We start from the raw sequence: 17,486 nt of genomic DNA on the forward strand, positions 1-17,486 counted from the left end.
CGTAGGAGCAGGCTCTGCCTGCGACCCTGGCTCCGCACGTGCAGGCTCTCCCCCCTGTGGGAGGCGCGCCCTCGCGGCGACATCGCCAGCCAAGGTCGCGGGCGGCTCTTCGTGGGAGCGGCCTTGGCCGCGAAGGGCGCCGGGGGAGTTCGCGGTCGAGACCGCATAAAAGCATCGTCCCGGAGGCGAGGCTCCCATGGACCACGCCGGTTACTGCGGCAGGCGCGCGTCCGTGGCGATCGGCGGCAGGTCGTCCGGCAGGAAGTCGCTGTCCGGGTCGTATTCGGGATCGAGGTAGCTCGCCAGTTCGGTCAGGTCGGCGGGGCTCAGGGTGCCGGCGACCTGCTTGAGCTGCAGGTTGTCGAGGATGTAGTCGTAGCGCGCGTTGTTGTAGTCGCGCACGGCGGCGAACAGGCGCCGCTGTGCGTCGAGCACGTCGACGATGTTGCGGGTACCGACCTGGTAGCCGATCTCGGTGGCCTCCAGCGCGCTGCGGCTGGAGATGATCGACTGGCGCCGAGCCTGTACCTGCTCGACGTCGGTGTTGACCGCCCGGTGCAGGTTGCGCGTGCTTTCCACCACCTGGCGGCGCAGGCTTTCGCGCTCCTGTTCCGCCTGGGTCAGCTGATGGAAGGCCTCGCGCACCTGCGAGCTGGTCAGGCCGCCGCTATACAGCGGGATGTTCAGCTGCAGGCCGATGCTGCTTTGCTCCACGTCGCCGGTATAGCGCACGCCGAGCTGGGTGTTGATGGCGCTGTTGGTGAAGCCCAGGTTGTCGTTGTCGCCGCGGCTGTAGGAGGCCACCGCGTCCAGCGTCGGGGCGTGGCCGGCCTTGCGCTGGCGAATCGTCTCCTCGGCGGCGTTGACCGCCTGGTTGGACGCCAGTAGGCGCAGGTTCTGCTGTGCCGCGGTGTCGACCCAGGCGCTGGCATCGTTCGGCACCGGGGCCAGCACCGGCAGGGCGTGGTCGATGCCTTCGAGCGCGGCATATTCGCGGTTGGTCAGGGTGTAGAGCGCCTGGAAGGCGTCGGCTACCCGGCGTTCGGCGATCAGCCGGTTGGCCCGCGCGGTGTCGAAGCCGGCCTGGGCCTCGAGCACGTCGGTGCGGTCGGACAGGCCGACGTCGAAGCGCTCGTTGGCCTGGTCCAGCTGGCGCTGGAAAGCGGCCTCCTCGGCGCGGCTGGCGGCTAGGTTGTCCTGCGCGCGCAGTACGGCGAAGTAGGCCTGCGCGCTGTTCTGGATGAGTGCCTGTTCGGCGGCGCTGTACTGCAGGGCGGCCTGCTCGCTGATCGCTTCGGCGGCCTGCAGCTGGAACCAGCGGTCGGCGCGGAACAGCGGCTGGCTGAGGCTGGCCTGGTAGAGCGTGCCGCTGCGCGAGACGGTCTGGTCGCTGCGGTTGACCTCCAGCTCGGTGCGGGTGCGGCCGGTTTCGGCACCCACCGCCAGCTGCGGCAGCAGGCCGGCGCGTGCCTGCGGGACGACCTCCTGCACGGCGCGATACTGCGCACGCGCCGCGGCCAGGTCGGCATCGTTGGCGACCGCAGCCTGGTAGACGCTGATCAGGTCGGTCCGCGCCGACAATCCGGTCGGGGCCTGCGCCCAGGCGAGGCCGGCGTGGGCGGCGGCCACGGCAATTGCCAGCGAGAGTCTGCGCAGCATGGGACGGGTTCCTGCGGGGGAGAGACGGGCAAGGCTAAGCGGCACCGTTCGGGGGGTCAAGCCGCGCGCCAGGCGGGCGCGTGTGCGGCATGGGAGTGACCGCCCGGTCGGATCGCGACGGCGGGCCATTGGCGTTTCGGCGCGGTTGTGATTAGACTCGCCCCGTTCTTGTCGGGGTGCCTTGAGCGAAAGGCTGAGATCGGATAGTCCGGATCCCGTTGAACCTGATCAGGTTAAGGCCTGCGTAGGGAACAAGATGTCCTCGCCTGGCGAGGTTGTCCGGCACCGCCACCGGTGCGTCCATACCTCTCCCTTGCCGCAGGTTCGCTCCGACACTCACCCGAGGAGCCAGCCGATGCGTGCCGAACAACAAAAGAACCTCAGTGAAAGCGCCCAGGTCGACCAGCAGTCGATCCAGCCCTTCCCGCGCTCGCAGAAAGTCTACGTCCAGGGCTCGCGCCCGGACATCCGCGTGCCGATGCGCGAGATCAGCCTCGATGTCACGCCCACGGATTTCGGTGGCGAGATCAACGCCCCGGTCACCGTCTACGACACCTCCGGCCCCTATACCGACCCGAATGTGCAGATCGACGTGCGCAAGGGCCTGGCCGACGTGCGCAGCGCCTGGATCGAGGACCGCGGCGACACCGAGCGCCTGCCCGGATTGTCCTCGGAATTCGGCCAGCGCCGGCTGAACGATGCCGAGCTGGCGGCCATGCGTTTCGCCCACGTGCGCAACCCGCGCCGTGCCCGCGCCGGCCACAACGTCAGCCAGATGCACTACGCGAAGAAGGGCATCGTCACGCCGGAGATGGAATTCGTCGCCATCCGCGAGAACATGAAGCTGGCCGAGGCGCGCGAAGCCGGCCTGCTGGCCGAGCAGCACCGCGGGCAGAGCTTCGGCGCCGCGATTCCGAAAGAAATTACCCCCGAGTTCGTGCGCAAGGAAGTGGCCCGCGGCCGCGCCATCATCCCGGCCAACATCAACCACGTGGAGCTGGAGCCGATGATCATCGGCCGCAACTTCCTGGTGAAGATCAACGGCAACATCGGCAACAGCGCGCTGGGTTCCTCGATCGAGGAAGAAGTGGCCAAGCTGACCTGGGGCATCCGCTGGGGCTCGGACACGGTGATGGACCTGTCCACCGGCAAGCACATCCACGAGACCCGCGAGTGGATCATCCGCAACTCGCCGGTACCCATCGGCACGGTGCCCATCTACCAGGCGCTGGAGAAGGTCGGCGGCATCGCCGAGGACCTCACCTGGGAGCTGTTCCGCGACACCCTGATCGAACAGGCCGAGCAGGGCGTGGACTACTTCACCATCCACGCCGGCGTGCTGCTGCGCTACGTGCCGCTGACCGCCAAGCGGGTCACCGGCATCGTCTCGCGCGGCGGCTCGATCATGGCCAAGTGGTGCTTGGCGCACCACCGGGAAAACTTCCTCTACACCCACTTCGAAGACATCTGCGAGATCATGAAGGCCTACGACGTCAGCTTCTCGCTGGGCGACGGCCTGCGTCCGGGCTCAATCGCCGATGCCAACGACGCCGCGCAGTTCGGCGAGCTGGAAACCCTCGGCGAGCTGACCAAGGTCGCCTGGAAGCACGACGTGCAGACCATGATCGAAGGCCCCGGCCACGTTCCGATGCAACTGATCAAGGAGAACATGGACAAACAGCTCGAGTGCTGCGACGAAGCGCCATTCTATACCCTCGGGCCGCTGACCACCGACATCGCGCCGGGCTACGACCACATCACCAGCGGCATCGGTGCGGCGATGATCGGCTGGTTCGGCTGCGCCATGCTCTGCTACGTCACGCCCAAGGAACACCTGGGCCTGCCGAACAAGGACGACGTCAAGACCGGCATCATCACCTACAAGATCGCCGCGCATGCCGCCGACCTCGCCAAGGGTCACCCCGGCGCGCAGGTCCGCGACAACGCGTTGTCCAAGGCGCGCTTCGAGTTCCGCTGGGAGGACCAGTTCAACCTCGGCCTCGACCCGGACACCGCGCGGGCCTTCCACGACGAGACGTTGCCGAAGGAGTCGGCCAAGGTGGCGCACTTCTGCTCCATGTGCGGGCCGAAGTTCTGCTCCATGAAGATCACCCAGGAGGTGCGCGACTACGCCGCCGAGCACGGCCTGTCCGCAGAGAGCCAGGCCGTCGAGGCGGGCTTTCGCGAGCAGGCCGAGCGCTTCCGCGAGGAGGGCTCGGTGATCTACAAGCAGGTGTGATCCTGCCGCGGTGGATAACGCTGCGCGGTTATCCACCCTACGGCTTCCTTGCGTAGGGTGGATGGCCGAAGCCATCCACCTTGTTTTCCTTCCCCTGTTTTCCCCGGTATTTCATCATGACATCCGCTTCCGGCGCCTTCGCGCCGACCGTTCCCGTACCTGCCGAGCGTCGCATGTTCGGCGCCCGCGACCTGTTCTCGCTGTGGTTCTCCCTCGGCGTCGGCCTGATGGTCCTGCAACTGGGCGCACTGCTGGCGCCCGGGCTGGGGATGGCGGGCGCGCTCCTGGCGATCGCCTCGGGCACCGCCGTGGGCGTTCTGCTGCTCGGCGCGGTCGCGGTGATCGGCAGCGACACCGGGCTGTCGGCCATGGCGACGCTGCGCCTGACGCTGGGCGCGCGCGGCGCGGTGCTGCCGGCGCTGCTGAACCTGCTGCAGCTGGTGGGTTGGGGCGCGTTCGAAATCATCGTCATGCGCGACGCCGCGGCGCTGCTGGCGGCGCGGGCCTTCGGCGAGCAGAGCGTGCTGACCAGCACGGCCCTGTGGACGCTGTGCTTCGGCGCACTGGCGACCCTGCTGGCGGTGGCAGGGCCGCTGACCTTCGTGCGCCGGGTGCTGCGCAAGTGGGGCATCTGGCTGCTGCTCGGCGCCTGTGCCTGGCTGACCTGGAACCTGTTCGACAAGGCCGACCTGGCCGCGCTCTGGGCGCGCTCGGGCGATGGTTCGCTGCCATTCGCGCTGGGCTTCGACATCGCCATCGCCATGCCGCTGTCCTGGCTGCCGCTGATCGCCGATTACTCGCGCTTCGGCCGTGCCGCCGCGCGGGTGTTCGGCGGCACCGCGCTGGGCTTCTTCCTCGGCAATTTCTGGCTGATGAGCCTAGGCGTCGCCTACACGCTGGCGTTCGCCGACGGCGGCGAGGTCAATGCATTGCTGCTGGCATTGGCCGGCGCCGGGCTCGGCATTCCGCTGTTGCTGATCCTGCTCGACGAGTCGGAGAACGCCTTCGCCGACATCCACTCGGCGGCGGTATCGGTCGGGATGCTCAGCTGCTTGCGGGTCGAGCATCTGGCGCTGCTCATCGGTGCGTTCTGCACCGCGATCGCCTGGGTCGCGCCGCTGGCCGAGTACCAGAGCTTCCTGCTGCTGATCGGCTCGGTGTTCGCCCCGCTGTTCGGCGTGGTGCTGGTCGACCACTACCTGCTGCGTCGCCGCCGGCTGCCCGGCGGGACGCTACCGCTGCTGCGCTGGGAAACGCTGTCGGCCTGGGGCGTCGGCGTGGCTGTCTATCACCTGATGAGCAACCTCTGGCCCGACGTCGGCGCGAGCCTGCCGGCGTTGTGCCTGTCGGGCGGATTGCTGCTGGTGCTGAGCCGCCTCAGTGCGGCTCGGGCAACCGCTCCGGCCTGAGCACGCCATCCAACTGCCCGTAGGGGATGCTCAGCTCCGGGTGGCCCATGGAGTAGGGGCCGAGGGAGTAGACGTCGTACTTGAGCAGCACCCGGTCGGCGAGCAGGGCGACATTATTGGTGCGTTGGAACGGCCAGCGCTCGGCGAACTGCGGATCGTCCGCCGGCTGGTTGCCCTGCAGCCAGTCGCGATGCGCCTGCTCGGCCAGTGCCCAGAAGCGTTCCTCCTGGCCGGGCAGCAGCACGTCCTCCAGCGTCAGGGCGCGGTCCTGCTCGAGGTCGTAGTTGATGAAGCCTCGCCCGGGCATGCCATGCGCGCCGCCGCGGTCGAGATAGCTGGACAGCTCGATGACCACCAGCGTGTCATGATGGTCGCGCGGCTTGGCCTGCAGGTAGGTGCTCCAGCGCGGTTCGGCATGGGCGAGGAAGTCGCGCTGGTAAGCCTCCAGCGAGGCCGGCAGGCGGTCGTCCGGGGCCGTCTGGGTCATCGCCCGCAGGCGGGCGTCGATCAGACGCTCGAGCGCCGGCTCGTCGGGAAAGCGCAGGGTGTCGATGTTGACCAGCGGGCAGTTCTCGCCGCTGCAGCCCTCCGGGCGCTGCTCGGTCACCACACGCTCCATCGCCAGGGGCGGCGGCTGTCGCGAGGCTGTGCTCTGGCAGGCCGCCAGCAGCAGGGCGGCGAGGACAATGGCGGCGGTTGAGCTATAGGAAGAAATGGGCGCCTCCTTGGGTGTGCGATAGGGACTCGGGCTGCCGGTTCGATTGCGGCTCCGTCGTGAAGTTCGCAGCCTACGGCTTGTCCGCCAATGCTGCGCCAGCCGAACCGGCGCGCTAGGATGGCCTCAAATGTTCCGCAGCCGGCGGGTCGAAGCAAGGCCTGTACTGCGACCTTTCCATCGAATCTGTGAGTATTGATGACCGACGTTTTCCAACCCGGCCGGGACGATGTCGAAATCGTCCGGCGAGAAACCTGTTTCAGCGGTTTCTACCGCCTGGAGCGCCTGCAGCTGCGCCATCGGCTGTTCAGTGGCGGCATCAGCCCGGTGATCGAGCGCGAGCTGTTCGTCCGGCACGACGCCGTCTGCGTGCTGCCCTACGACCTGGCGCGCGACTGCGTGGTGCTGATCGAACAGTTCCGTACCGGTGCGCTGGGCAAGGTCGACAACCCCTGGCTGATCGAACTGGTCGCCGGGCTGATCGACAAGGACGAGCAGCCCGAAGAAGTGGCCCGTCGCGAGGCGGTCGAGGAGGCCGGCCTGGTGCTCGGCCGGCTGCTGCCCATCACCCGCTACCTGCCGTCGCCCGGCGGCAGCGATGAACTGGTCCACCTCTATCTGGGCAGCTGCGACAGCGAGGGCGCGGGCGGCATCCACGGCCTGCCGGACGAGGGCGAGGACATTCGCGTGCACGTCTGGACCCTGGACGAGGCGCTGGCGCGGGTCGAGAACGGTGGCATCGGCAACGCTGCGACCATCATCGCCCTGCAGTGGCTGGCGCTGAACCGCCAGCGCGTGCGGGAGGCCTGGGCATGAGACAGGTTCGCGAGCGGTACCGCGTCGACCTGCGCGAGCTGCAGGCCGCCTGCGAGGTGAACTATCTGCGCCTGATGCGGCTGTTGCCGGAGATGCGCGAGCAGGCGGCGACGCGCCGGGTGGCGATCAGCCAGGGCGACCGCCTGCTCGGGGTGCTGGTGCTGGCCGTCACCGAATGCTGTCCGTACACCACCACGCTGAGGATCAGCCAGGAGCACTGCCTGCCGTGGCTGCCGGTGCCGAGCATGGAGGTGCGCGTCTATCACGATGCGCGCATGGCCGAGGTGGTCGGGGCGCAGAACGCGCGGCGCTTCCGCAGCATCTATGCCTACCCCAACGCGGCGATGCACCAGCCGGACGAGAAGGCGCAGCTGAACCTGTTCCTCGGCGAATGGCTCAGCCACTGCCTGGCCTGCGGGCACGAGCTCGAACCGGTGCTCTGACATCCGGCCGATTCACCGATGCCCGAATGCCCCTGTGGCGTGTGCGCCCTTTTTCTGGCGCCGGCTCGCTGACGTTCGCTTCTGTGATGCGCTGCCCGCTTCGCGGGTTTCGCCGCTCCGAGCGCGCGACCATAATGCCCGGGACGTTTCACCACCGGAGATAGAGTCTTGCCGAGTATGCCCCTCAAGGCTGTCGACGAGTCGGTGCTGGTCCTCCAGCTGACCGATAGCCATCTATTCGCCGGGGCGGACGGCAGGCTCCTCGGGCTCGACACGGCCGACAGCCTGGCGCGGGTGATCGACCTGGCGCTCGAAGAGCACGCCGAGGTGGATCTGGTGCTGGCCAGCGGCGACCTCTCGCAGGACGGTTCGGTCGACTCCTACCGGCGTTTCCGCGAGCTGACCGCACGCATCCCGGCGCCGGCGCGCTGGTACCCCGGCAATCATGATGACCTCGAGGCGATGCGTGCGGTCACCCGCGGCACCGACCTGATGGAGCCGGTGCTGGACATCGGCAACTGGCGCATCGTCATGCTCGATACCCTGGTGCCCGGCTCGGTGGCCGGGCGCCTGCGCGACGATCAGCTGGAGCTGCTGGAGCGTGCGCTGGGCGAAGCCCCCGGGCGCCATCAGTTGGTCAGCTTCCACCATCATCCGGTGCCGATCGGCAGCGACTGGATGAACCGCATCGGCCTGCTCAACCCCGAGGCACTGTTCGAGGTCATCGACCGCCACCCGGGGGTGCGCCTGGTGCTATGGGGCCACATCCACCAGGCGTTCGACCAGATGCGCAACGGCGTGAGGCTGCTGGCGTCGCCGTCCACCGGCATCCAGTTCGCCCCGGGCAGCCAGGATTTCCAGATCGACACCCGGGCGCCGGGCTACCGCTGGCTGCGCCTGCACGCCGACGGGCGTCTGGAGACCGGCGTCTCGCGCGTCGAGGGTCTCACCTTCGAGCTCGAGGACGGCGTCAAGGGCTACTGAACGCCCGCCGCTGCGCGCCTCCCATGCTTGCCGGCGGGAGTCCGCGGCCTGTAGCCTTCGGCGTATTTTTCCGAGCACGAACCGCATGCCCAGCCCCCAGCCCGCCATTCTCTATCTGCATGGTCTGAACAGTTCCCCCCTGTCGCAGAAGGCCCGGCAACTGAGCGCCGCCATGGCGCGGATCGGGCTCGCGGACCGGCTGGTCACCCCCGCGTTGCACCATCATCCGCGCCGGACGATCGCCGAGCTCGACGAAACCATCGTCCGCCTCGGGGCCCCGTTGCTGGTCGGCAGCTCGCTCGGCGGCTACTATGCGACCCACCTCGCCGAGCGCCACCGTCTCAAGGCCCTGCTGATCAACCCGGCGGTCAACCCGCACCGGCTGTTCGACGGGTACCTGGGGCCGCAGACCAACCTGTACACCGGCGAGGTCTGGGAACTGACCGCGGACCACGTGACGGCGCTGGCCGAGCTCGAGGTCGCCCCGCCCGCCGATTGCACGCGCTATCAGGTCTGGCTGCAGACCGGCGACGAGACGCTCGACTACCGGCATGCCGAATCCTTCTACCGCGGCTGCGCGCTGCGCATCCAGGCCGGTGGCGATCACGGCTTCCAGGGCTTCGCCGAGCGCCTGCCGGCCCTGCTGGCGTTCGCCGGCTTCGACCCGTCGCTGTGGCGCGCGGTCGATTTCACCGATTCATAAGGACATCACGAGCCGCCAATGTCTTACACCGCAGAAGCCATCGAAGTCCTCTCCGGTCTCGATCCGGTGCGCAAGCGCCCGGGCATGTACACCGACACCACCCGGCCCAATCACCTGGCCCAGGAAGTCATCGACAACAGCGTCGACGAGGCGCTCGCCGGCCACGCCCGCTCGGTGCAGGTGATCCTGCATGCCGACAACTCGCTGGAAGTGATCGACGACGGTCGCGGCATGCCCGTGGACATCCACCCCGAGGAGGGCGTGCCGGGCGTCGAGCTGATCCTCACCAAGCTGCACGCCGGCGGCAAGTTCTCCAACAAGAACTACCAGTTCTCCGGGGGGCTGCACGGCGTCGGCATTTCGGTGGTCAACGCGCTCTCCACCCGGGTGGAGGTGCGCGTGCGCCGCGAGGGCAACGAGTACCGCATGACCTTCGCCGACGGCTTCAAGGCCAGCGACCTGGAGATCATCGGCAGCGTCGGCAAGCGCAACACCGGCACCAGCGTGCATTTCTGGCCCGATCCCAAGTACTTCGATTCGCCGAAATTCTCGGTCAGCCGCCTCAAGCACGTGCTCAAGGCCAAGGCCGTGCTCTGCCCGGGGCTGTCGGTCAGCTTCGAGGACAAGGCCGGCGGCGAGAAGGTCGAGTGGCACTACGAGGACGGCCTGCGTTCATACCTGGCCGATGCCGTGCGCGAGTATCCGCGCCTGCCGGAGGAGCCGTTCACCGGCAGCCTGGCCGGCGAGAAGGAGGCGGTCGACTGGGCGCTGCTGTGGCTGCCCGAGGGCGGCGACGGCGTGCAGGAAAGCTACGTCAACCTGATTCCCACCGCCCAGGGCGGCACCCACGTCAACGGCCTGCGCCAGGGCCTGCTGGACGCCATGCGCGAGTTCTGCGAGTTCCGCAACCTGCTGCCGCGCGGCGTCAAGCTGGCGCCGGAGGATGTCTGGGAGCGCATCGCCTTCGTCCTCTCGATGAAGATGCAGGAGCCGCAGTTTTCCGGGCAGACCAAGGAACGCCTGTCCTCGCGCGAGGCCGCGGCCTTCGTCTCCGGCGTGGTCAAGGACGCCTTCAGCCTGTGGCTCAACGTCCATCCGGAACTTGGCCTGCAACTGGCCGAACTGGCGATCAGCAACGCCGGGCGCCGGCTCAAGGCCGGCAAGAAGGTCGAGCGCAAGAAGATCACCCAGGGCCCGGCGCTGCCCGGCAAGCTGGCCGACTGCGCCGGGCAGGACCCGATGCGCGCCGAGCTGTTCCTGGTCGAGGGCGACTCGGCCGGCGGCTCGGCCAAGCAGGCGCGGGACAAGGAGTTCCAGGCGATCATGCCGCTGCGCGGCAAGATCCTGAACACCTGGGAAGTCGACGGCGGAGAGGTGCTCGCCAGCCAGGAAGTGCACGACATCGCCGTGGCCATCGGCGTCGACCCGGGCGCCGAGGACCTCGGCCAGCTGCGCTACGGCAAGATCTGCATCCTCGCTGACGCCGACTCCGATGGCCTGCACATCGCCACCCTGCTGTGCGCGCTCTTCGTGCGGCACTTCCGCCCGCTGGTGGATGCCGGCCACGTGTTCGTCGCCATGCCGCCGCTGTACCGCATCGACCTGGGCAAGGAAGTGCACTACGCGCTCGACGAGGCCGAGCGCGACGGCATCCTCGAGCGGCTGCTCGCCGAGAAGAAGCGCGGCAAGCCGCAGGTCACGCGCTTCAAAGGCCTGGGCGAAATGAATCCGCTGCAGCTGCGCGAAACCACCATGGATCCCAACACCCGCCGGCTGGTGCAACTGACCCTGGAAGACTTCGACAACACCCGCGAGATCATGGACATGCTGCTGGCGAAGAAGCGCGCCGGCGATCGCAAGAGCTGGCTCGAGTCCAAGGGCAACCTGGCCGAGGTGCTGATTTGAGCCGTGGCTGGTGGGCGGCGCTGTGCCTGCTGGCCGGCCCGGCGTGGGCGGCCGAGCCGGCCCCGACGCCGGCCCCGGAGCTGACGCTGGTGTCCGAGCACCCGGTCGAGGGCTTCGAGCGGGGCAACCTGTCCGGCCTGGCCTGGTGCGGCGACGCGCTCTGGGCGGTATCCGACCGCGACGACCGTCACCTGTACCGGCTCGATTCGTCGGAGCCGGTGTGGCGTGCCGAGGCCGAGGCGTTCCAGGCGCCGCCGGCGCCGAACACCGGGCTGCCGTGGGGCACCCGGGTGCGCACCTGGGTTTCCGGCCAGGTCCGCGGCGGCGAGCTGGATTTCGAGGGCCTGAGCTGCGATTCGCGCGGCAATCGCTACCTGGTCAGCGAGGCCTACGCGGCCGTGCTGCAGATCAATCCCGCCGGCATGGCGCAGTGGCTGACCTTCCCCTCCTCGCTGGTGCGCCAGGCCCGCGCCAGCGGCATGCTGCTGAAATTCAACGCAGGCTTCGAGGGCGTCGCCGTCGATCCGGCCGCCGACCGGCTCTGGCTGGCGGCGGAGCGCGAGCGCCGCGGGCTGCTGGTGCTGCATCGCAACCAGTCGAGCTGGCGCTGTACCGGCGGCTGCATCCTGACCAGCGAAGGCGGGCTGGAGACGCCGCCCGCCGGGTTCGGCGAGGCGCCGCAGCCGCGCAGCTTCAGCGACCTGGCGTTCTTCGACGGCAAGCTGTTCACCCTGGAGCGGCCAGCGCACCAGATCTGCCGTCGCCTGCCCGCCACCGGCGCGGTCGAGCGCTGCTGGTCGCTGGCCGCCACGGCCGGCGAGCAGGCGCGCCGCTACGCCAATCCCTTCGGCGCGATCGAGGCCCTGGTGATCGACGCCGAGGGTGCCTGGGTCGGGCTGGACAACAATGGGCAGGCACGTCCGGATGGCGACCGCAGACCGGTGGTCTGGCGGTTCGCCGCGCCGAAGGGCGGCTGGAGCGCCAAGCAGTGAGTCAGCCCGCCGGGCGTCGTGCCGGCCGGGTCATGCTGGTGCTGGCCTGGGCGGCGGCGCTGTACCTGGCGACACGCCTGTTCGGCGAGTGGGAAGCCGCGCAGCTCAATCCGAACCGCGAGCCGGTTTCCGAGCGGCTCGGCGACCATATCGAGGTGACCCTGGCAGGCAACGCGCAGGGCCATTTCGTCGCCAGCGGAAGGATCAACGGCGAGGAGGTGCTGTTCCTCCTCGACACCGGCGCCACCGACGTGGCGGTTTCCGACGAACTGGCCGACCGCCTTGGCCTCGAGCGCGGCGCTCCGGTGCTGCTGCAGACCGCCAACGGCCAGACCCGCGGCTACCGCACCCGCCTCGACAGCCTGGCGCTCGGCGCCATCGAGCTGCACGACGTCCGCGCACTGGTCGCGCCGAATTTCGACGGCGACCAGGTCCTGCTCGGCATGAGTGCGCTCAAACAACTCGAATTCACCCAGCGCGCCGGCACCCTGGTGCTGCGCCAATACGCCACGGAACGACCATGAGTGACACCCCCCTGAGCTTCGAGGGCGTCGAGCGCCGCTCGCTCGCCGACTTCACCGAGCAGGCCTACCTCAACTACTCCATGTACGTGATCATGGACCGCGCGCTGCCGCACATCGGCGACGGTCTCAAGCCGGTACAGCGGCGGATCGTCTATGCCATGAGCGAGCTCGGCCTGGACGCCGACGCCAAGCACAAGAAGTCCGCTCGCACCGTCGGCGACGTGCTCGGCAAGTACCACCCGCACGGCGACTCGGCCTGCTACGAGGCCATGGTGCTGATGGCCCAGCCGTTCAGCTACCGCTATCCGCTGGTCGACGGCCAGGGCAACTGGGGCGCGCCGGACGATCCCAAGTCGTTCGCCGCGATGCGTTACACCGAGGCGCGGCTGTCGCGCTATTCCGAGGTGCTGCTGTCCGAGCTCGGCCAGGGCACGGTGGACTGGGTGCCGAACTTCGACGGCACGCTGGACGAGCCGGCGACCTTGCCGGCGCGGCTGCCGAACCTGCTGCTCAACGGCACCACCGGCATCGCCGTGGGCATGGCCACCGACGTGCCGCCGCACAACCTGCGCGAGGTCGCCGCCGCCTGCGTGCGCCTGCTGGACGAACCCGGCGCCACGGTCGAGCAGCTCTGCGAGCACGTGCCGGGGCCGGACTTTCCCACCGAGGCGGAAATCGTCACCTCGCGCGCCGACCTGCTGAAACTCTACGAAACCGGCCGCGGTTCGGTGCGCATGCGCGCCGTCTACCGCGTCGAGGACGGAGACCTGGTGGTCACCGCGCTGCCACACCAGGTCTCCGGGGCCAAGGTGCTGGAGCAGATCGCCGCGCAGATGCAGGCCAAGAAGTTGCCGATGGTGGCCGACCTGCGCGACGAGTCCGACCACGAGAACCCCTGCCGCATCGTCATCATCCCGCGCTCGAACCGGGTCGACCTCGAGGCGCTGATGCAGCACCTGTTCGCCACCACCGACCTGGAGAGCAGCTACCGGGTCAACACCAACGTCATCGGCCTGGACGGGCGGCCGCAGGTGAAGAACCTGCGCATGCTGCTGAGTGAATGGCTGACCTACCGCATCGGCACGGTGCGCCGGCGCCTGCAGTTCCGCCTGGACAAGGTCGAGCGGCGCCTGCACCTGTTGGAGGGCTTGCTGGTCGCCTTCCTCAACCTCGACGAGGTGATTCACATCATCCGCACCGAGGACCAGCCCAAGCCGGTGCTGATGGCGCGCTTCGAGCTGAGCGAGCTGCAGGCCGACTACATCCTCGACACCCGCCTGCGCCAGCTGGCGCGGCTGGAGGAGATGAAGATCCGCGGCGAGCAGGACGAGCTGGCCAAGGAGCGCGAGCGGTTGCTGGCGCTGCTGGGCAGCGAGGCCAGGCTGAAGAAGCTGGTGCGCAAGGAGCTGCTCGAGGACGCCGAGACCTACGGCGACGCGCGGCGTTCGCCGATCGTCGAGCGCGCCGAGGCGCGGGCGCTGGCGGAAAACGAGCTGATGCCGTCCGAGCCGGTCACCGTGGTGCTGTCGGAGAAGGGCTGGGTACGTGCCGCCAAGGGCCACGACATCGACCCGGCCGGGCTGTCCTACAAGGCCGGCGACAGCTTCAAGGTGGCGGCGCCGGGGCGTTCGAACCAGTTCGCCGTGTTCATCGACTCGACCGGGCGCAGCTACTCGCTGGCGGCCCACTCGCTGCCTTCCGCGCGCGGCCAGGGCGAACCCTTGACCGGGCGCCTGACGCCGCCGCCGGGCGCCAGCTTCGACTGCGTGCTGCTGCCCGACGACGAGGCGCTCTACGTCATCGCCTCGGATGCCGGCTACGGCTTCGTGGTCAAGGGCGAGGACCTGCAGGCCAAGAACAAGGCCGGCAAGACGCTGCTCTCGCTGCCCGCCGGCGCCCGGGTGGTGGCGCCGCGTGCACTGGGCAACCGCGAGCAGGACTGGCTCGCGGCGGTGACCACCGAGGGCCGCCTGCTGGTGTTCCCGGTCCGCGACCTGCCGCAGCTGGCCAAGGGCAAGGGCAACAAGATCATCGGCATCCCCGGCGAGCGCGTGGCCAGCCGCGAGGAGTTCATGACCGACCTGGCGGTGCTGCCGCCCGGCGCCACCCTGGTGCTGCAGGCCGGCAAGCGCACGCTTTCGCTGAAGGCCGAAGACCTCGAGCACTACAAGGGCGAGCGCGGCCGGCGCGGAAACAAGCTGCCCAGAGGCTTCCAGCGGGTCGATGCGCTGACGGTCGACATGCCCGCCTGAGCGTCTGGCGCTGGCGATTGGCGACGGATTCAAGGAAGATAGCGCCCCTGAATCCTGGCCAATCCGCCCGCGCCCTGCTTTTACGAATGACGCATCTTGCGGAGCACGCGCGGCCGGTCTTTTCTGCGTGATGGTATTTCGATGAAGCTGGTGCGTTTCGCCCCTCTATTGCTCGCCGCCTCGATCGGCCTGACCGGTTGCCTGCAGACCAAGCCGGTCACCCTCTACCGGCTGGACAACGGCGACCCGCAGATGCCCGAACGCAGCACCGGCGCCGCCGTGCTGGTGGAATCGGTGAAGCTGGCCGACTACCTGCAGGGCGACGGCATCGTCCAGCGCATGGCTGACGGCAGCCTCCGGGTCGACCGCGCCCAAGGCCGCTGGGCCGGCAGCCTGGCCGAGGACATCGACCAGCTCATGCTGCGCCAGCTGGCCGCCCAGCTGAACAGCCAAGACCTCAGCCTGCCGCCGGTTCAGCAGGGCTTCTCGCCCGAACTGAAGGTCGAACTCAGCGTCACCCGGCTCGACTCCGGGCCCGAGCAGCCGGCCGTGCTGGAAGCGCGCTGGCGCCTGTTCGACAAGGACGGCAGGCAGCAGGCCAGCCGCCTGGTCCGTCTCCAGGAGGCGCATGACGGCACCACCGCCGACCAGGTGCGGGCGCAGAGCGAGCTGCTGCAGCGCCTCAGCCAGGACCTCGCCTCGGCGATGCAGCCGTCGCTGGCCAAGGCAAAGTCCCGCGCCGACGCTTCGGCCCAGAAAAAGTCGCCGTCGAGCCAAGAGCGGACGGAAGATACGGCGCGGCCTGTGGTGCCCCTGCGTACCGAAATGGAAGTGTTCCGTTTCTGATCGATCCCGAGGGCGACGTTGCCGCCCTCTTGTCTACCCGGCAGGCGGCCTGTGAGAGGAACGGTCCTGACCGATCGCCGTTCGCGGGCAGGGTCGCTTGGCCGGCAGTCGCCGCGAGGGCGCGCCTCCCACAGGATTGGATAGACACCGCTTGTTTTTGTGGGAGGCTCGCCCTCGGGGCGATGCTCTTGTGGAAGACCTTGACCGCGATCGAGCTGGGGTTGTTGCGGTCAAGACCGCTCCCAGCGAAGCCCGGCGAGCCTCAATCCACCCCGACCGCTACGCCGAGCAGCTTCGTCGGGTTTCGGTGCGAGCGCGCCTCAACCCAACCTAAGTGCCCCGATACTCGTGCATGCGCGCCAGCTGGCGCTCCAGCAGCGAGGGGTAGGGCTCGAGCAGGCGTTCGACGCAGCAGGCGCCTTCCGGGCTGGCGATGGGGCGGATGCGGGCGCGTTCGCGGACCAGCGGATCGTCGCCGATGTCGCGCTCGACCAGCAGCAGGTTGCGGCTGTGCTGGGACAGGGCCAGGGCGGCCTGGACCGGCTCGCTCAGCAGCAGCTCTGCCTGGCCGAGGTCGTCCAGCGCCTGGCCCTGGGTCAGGCCGAGCTGCAGTTGCAGGGTGATGCCGCTGTCGGCGACCTCGATCTGCAGGGCATGGCCGAGGGCGCGCATCAGTTCGCCGCAGCAGAGCGCGTGGGTCAGGTAGTTCTGCTCGTCGTCCTGGCTGTGGAACAGCATCAGGCTGCTGCCGTCGGTGAGCGTGTGCAACTCGGCCTGGTACAGCGTGGCCGCCTGCTCGAGGCAGTCGCGATAGCGCTGCAGCAGCTCCATCAGGCGCGCCCGCGGCAGTCGCCGCAACTGCTCCTGGGCACCGAGCTGGATGGCGAGGACCGCGCTGAACGCCGGGGCTGCCGCGGCAACAGGGGTCGCGATGGGCGCGGCGACCGGCGCACGCGCGACCTCGGGTTCGAGCCGTTCGTCGAAGTCGTCCTCGTCGTCCGGGACCAAGGCCCGATCCCGCGCCGGAATGGCTTCCGGCTCCTCGGGTTCGTCTTCCCACGGCGGAACGTCCCGTGTCTGGGAATGCGCCGGCACGCGCGGCGGCTGGGCCGGCGGCGGGGCTTCCAGCGATTCGCCGAGGTCGAGGTCGTCTATCAGCTCGTCGTCTTCCAGCTCGTCGTAGGCCTCGTCCAGCAGCGGAATCTCGTTGTCTTCGTCCTCCGGCTCCGGGGCGGGCTTCTCGGGCACCAGGCGCGCCTGCAGCTGCCGGGCCAGGTCGCCGATCTCGTCCAGCCGGCCGGCACCGGGCGCCGGATCGTCGGGGTCGCGCAGCCAGACGCGCAGCTGCATCAGCGGCAGGGAGATGTGCCGGCCGAGGCGCATGCTCAGCGTCAGCGTCAGGGCCAGCAGGATCAGGCTCAGCAGGCCCATGCTCTGCAGGCTGATGGTCATCGGCTGCTGGAACTGCTCCATGTCGAGGTTCAGCCGCAGATGGCCGGCGATGACTTCCTGGAAGGTGATCGGGGTCGAGTACAGCCCCGAGTCGTCGCCCAGCAGGCTGCGCGACGGGCGCGAGCCCGATTCGGCGAGGATGCGATTGTCGACGCTGTAGATGGCGGCGTGCGCCACCAGCGGGTTCTTCACCAGGTTGTTCAGCAGCACGTTGAGGCTGAGGATGTCGTTGGCCACCAGCAGGTCTGTGGCCGAGGCGGCCGTCTGGGTGATCAGGCTTTGGCCGAGGGCGTCGGCCTGCTGTTCCATCGCCTGCTTGAACTGCATGCCCATGACCCAGGCATAGATCACCAGGGCCAGGACCACCAGCAGCAGCGTGTGGCTGGCGATGCGCAGCACCAGCGGCACGCGACGCTGGCGGAAGGCGCGAAACAGCAGGAGGAAGAAGTTGTCGGGCTTGACGGACGGGGGCCGGGTCACAGGGATCGGCTCTTCTCTGTAGGGGCGGATGCCGCGCAGTATACGGAAAGCGCCGGGGCCCATGAAG

At 68.8% G+C, this 17,486-nt stretch carries 14 protein-coding genes and 1 riboswitch; of the genes, 11 read left to right on the plus strand and 3 right to left on the minus strand.

The features are described 5' to 3' along the window. Positions 1-210: 210 nt before the first annotated feature. Positions 211-1,659, minus strand: a complete 1,449-nt coding sequence (locus H610_RS0121400) for a TolC family outer membrane protein (RefSeq protein WP_028241574.1) — start codon at positions 1,657-1,659, stop codon at positions 211-213. Positions 1,660-1,821: 162 nt separating this feature from the next. After that, positions 1,822-1,927, plus strand: a riboswitch (TPP riboswitch). Positions 1,928-2,014: 87 nt separating this feature from the next. Between H610_RS0121400 and thiC the strand changes: the two genes are divergently transcribed. Together thiC and cytX are read left to right on the plus strand one after the other, a co-directional pair. Then, positions 2,015-3,898 (plus strand): phosphomethylpyrimidine synthase ThiC, encoded by a 1,884-nt coding sequence (thiC, locus tag H610_RS0121405; RefSeq protein ID WP_028241575.1) that lies wholly within the window; start codon positions 2,015-2,017, stop codon positions 3,896-3,898. Between the two features lie 116 nt (positions 3,899-4,014). Beyond that, positions 4,015-5,307 (plus strand): putative hydroxymethylpyrimidine transporter CytX, encoded by a 1,293-nt coding sequence (gene cytX, locus H610_RS0121410; RefSeq protein ID WP_028241576.1) that lies wholly within the window; start codon positions 4,015-4,017, stop codon positions 5,305-5,307. Here the strand turns inward: cytX and H610_RS0121415 are convergent. Further along, entirely contained in the window at positions 5,276-6,022 is a 747-nt protein-coding gene (locus tag H610_RS0121415; RefSeq protein ID WP_028241577.1) for an RsiV family protein, read from the minus strand. The genes cytX and H610_RS0121415 overlap by 32 nt on opposite strands. 198 nt (positions 6,023-6,220) lie before the next feature. Here H610_RS0121415 and H610_RS0121420 point away from each other — a divergent pair, with 198 nt between their 5' ends. From H610_RS0121420 to H610_RS0121460, 9 genes are all read left to right on the plus strand, one after another. Beyond that, positions 6,221-6,838 (plus strand): NUDIX domain-containing protein, encoded by a 618-nt coding sequence (locus H610_RS0121420; protein WP_028241578.1) that lies wholly within the window; start codon positions 6,221-6,223, stop codon positions 6,836-6,838. Beyond that, a complete protein-coding gene (locus H610_RS0121425) occupies positions 6,835-7,281 on the plus strand; it encodes a DUF1249 domain-containing protein (protein WP_028241579.1) in 447 nt (148 codons plus the stop codon). The genes H610_RS0121420 and H610_RS0121425 overlap by 4 nt, the downstream gene beginning before the upstream one ends. A 177-nt stretch (positions 7,282-7,458) precedes the next feature. Further along, on the plus strand, positions 7,459-8,265 hold the full coding sequence (gene cpdA, locus H610_RS0121430) for a 3',5'-cyclic-AMP phosphodiesterase (protein ID WP_408055010.1): 807 nt from the start codon (positions 7,459-7,461) through the stop codon (positions 8,263-8,265). An 85-nt stretch (positions 8,266-8,350) separates the two neighbouring features. Then, on the plus strand, positions 8,351-8,968 hold the full coding sequence (locus tag H610_RS0121435; protein WP_028241581.1) for a YqiA/YcfP family alpha/beta fold hydrolase: 618 nt from the start codon (positions 8,351-8,353) through the stop codon (positions 8,966-8,968). Between the two features lie 18 nt (positions 8,969-8,986). Then, complete coding sequence (parE, locus tag H610_RS0121440) at positions 8,987-10,873, plus strand: DNA topoisomerase IV subunit B (protein WP_028241582.1); 1,887 nt, start codon at positions 8,987-8,989, stop codon at positions 10,871-10,873. Beyond that, positions 10,870-11,865 carry an esterase-like activity of phytase family protein gene (locus H610_RS0121445; RefSeq protein WP_028241583.1) on the plus strand — a complete coding sequence of 332 codons (996 nt, stop codon included), beginning with the start codon at positions 10,870-10,872 and terminating at the stop codon, positions 11,863-11,865. The genes parE and H610_RS0121445 overlap by 4 nt, the downstream gene beginning before the upstream one ends. Next, positions 11,862-12,389: a retropepsin-like aspartic protease family protein gene (locus H610_RS0121450; protein ID WP_028241584.1), complete on the plus strand. Its 528-nt coding sequence runs from the start codon at positions 11,862-11,864 to the stop codon at positions 12,387-12,389. Before H610_RS0121445 ends, H610_RS0121450 begins: the two co-directional genes overlap by 4 nt. Beyond that, positions 12,386-14,641 carry a DNA topoisomerase IV subunit A gene (gene parC, locus H610_RS0121455; protein ID WP_028241585.1) on the plus strand — a complete coding sequence of 752 codons (2,256 nt, stop codon included), beginning with the start codon at positions 12,386-12,388 and terminating at the stop codon, positions 14,639-14,641. The genes H610_RS0121450 and parC overlap by 4 nt, the downstream gene beginning before the upstream one ends. A gap of 141 nt (positions 14,642-14,782) precedes the next feature. Next, positions 14,783-15,487, plus strand: a complete 705-nt coding sequence (locus tag H610_RS0121460) for a PqiC family protein (RefSeq protein WP_028241586.1) — start codon at positions 14,783-14,785, stop codon at positions 15,485-15,487. A 330-nt stretch (positions 15,488-15,817) separates the two neighbouring features. Here H610_RS0121460 and H610_RS0121465 read toward each other — a convergent pair whose 3' ends face one another. Next, positions 15,818-17,419, minus strand: a complete 1,602-nt coding sequence (locus H610_RS0121465; RefSeq protein WP_028241587.1) for an AhpA/YtjB family protein — start codon at positions 17,417-17,419, stop codon at positions 15,818-15,820. Between the last annotated feature and the right edge of the window lie 67 nt (positions 17,420-17,486).

The sequence above is a fragment of the Stutzerimonas azotifigens DSM 17556 genome (genome assembly GCF_000425625.1).
GTDB lineage: Bacteria > Pseudomonadota > Gammaproteobacteria > Pseudomonadales > Pseudomonadaceae > Stutzerimonas > Stutzerimonas azotifigens.

Coding starts and splice junctions, on each gene's coding strand:
- H610_RS0121400 (WP_028241574.1), bottom strand. CDS start 1,659: ATGCTGCGCAGACTCTCGCTGGCAATTGCCGTGGCCGCCGCCCACGCC.
- thiC (WP_028241575.1), top strand. CDS start 2,015: ATGCGTGCCGAACAACAAAAGAACCTCAGTGAAAGCGCCCAGGTCGAC.
- cytX (WP_028241576.1), top strand. CDS start 4,015: ATGACATCCGCTTCCGGCGCCTTCGCGCCGACCGTTCCCGTACCTGCC.
- H610_RS0121420 (WP_028241578.1), top strand. CDS start 6,221: ATGACCGACGTTTTCCAACCCGGCCGGGACGATGTCGAAATCGTCCGG.
- H610_RS0121425 (WP_028241579.1), top strand. CDS start 6,835: ATGAGACAGGTTCGCGAGCGGTACCGCGTCGACCTGCGCGAGCTGCAG.
- cpdA (WP_408055010.1), top strand. CDS start 7,459: ATGCCCCTCAAGGCTGTCGACGAGTCGGTGCTGGTCCTCCAGCTGACC.
- H610_RS0121435 (WP_028241581.1), top strand. CDS start 8,351: ATGCCCAGCCCCCAGCCCGCCATTCTCTATCTGCATGGTCTGAACAGT.
- parE (WP_028241582.1), top strand. CDS start 8,987: ATGTCTTACACCGCAGAAGCCATCGAAGTCCTCTCCGGTCTCGATCCG.
- parC (WP_028241585.1), top strand. CDS start 12,386: ATGAGTGACACCCCCCTGAGCTTCGAGGGCGTCGAGCGCCGCTCGCTC.
- H610_RS0121460 (WP_028241586.1), top strand. CDS start 14,783: ATGAAGCTGGTGCGTTTCGCCCCTCTATTGCTCGCCGCCTCGATCGGC.